Origin of the sequence: Dietzia sp. KRD202, assembly GCF_017168155.1 — a bacterium.
GTDB lineage: Bacteria > Actinomycetota > Actinomycetes > Mycobacteriales > Mycobacteriaceae > Dietzia > Dietzia kunjamensis.
In genome coordinates, this window is sequence record NZ_JABFAN010000150.1 from 1 (window position 1) to 875 (window position 875).

The 875-nt window shown below is 61.7% G+C and carries 1 pseudogene; it reads right to left on the reverse strand.

The features are described 5' to 3' along the window. Nucleotides 1–123 precede the first annotated feature (123 nt). Nucleotides 124–612 (reverse strand): annotated as a pseudogene (locus J1M64_RS19580) (L,D-transpeptidase); the annotation flags it as partial. Between the last annotated feature and the right edge of the window lie 263 nt (nucleotides 613–875).

Consider the following 875-nt stretch of genomic DNA (forward strand, 5'->3'; position numbering starts at 1 on the left):
AAGGAACCCGCGACCACCTGACCGCCCGGGACGCCAACCACCGGCGCGCCCACCCCCAACCCATCACGAGGGTGGGGCCAAATCAAAACAGCACAGCGGGGCCAAATGGGGTTGTCATTCTCAGATGACTTCGACCACGTCGCCACGGTTGCTGTTGTTCTGGAACGACTTGGCGTAGGCGTCGGTGACATTGATACAGCCGTTACTGACGTTGGTGAAGCCCTGCTGCCCGACGGACCACGGGGCGCCATGGACGTAGATCCCGCTGTAGGACATCTGAGTGGCCCAGTTAACTGAAAGCCGGTAGCCGTCCGCCGAATCGACCGGCACGCCGAATGTCGATGAGTCCATGATGAGCGACTCATGCCGATCGCCGAGGTAGTAGGTGCCGTTCGGCGTTGGTGTCGAGGCCTTTCCTAGCGAGACCGGGCTACTGCTGACGATCTCGCCGTTGACGCGGGTCGTCATCGTCTTGGCATTGTCGTCGATCGTGGTGATGACCTCATCGCCGATCGTGAAGTTGCTGTGCGCGTCCTGGGCTCCGTAAAGCCCTCCACCCATATCTGTGCCATAGATGTTGACGTCGACGTCCACCTCGGTACCTGGTGCCCACCGAGATCATGGCCGCGCCGATTGTTCGCCCGGTCGAGCTTTGGCACCAGGCTGCTCACCGCATTGAGCGTGGTCGTTGTTGGCTGCGCGGTCAGCGCGTGGTTTGTCGCCTCAGCTCTAGCTCCGGGAATCTTCCTTGTGGTTCCCCCCGAATCGTGGAGGGTTTCCTAGGCGGCTTCCGGTTCGGTCGCCGCGGCGGTCTCGTAGCTGATCGGGCTCACCATTCCGATCGTGCTGTGTCGTCGGTCGTGGTTGTAGAACCC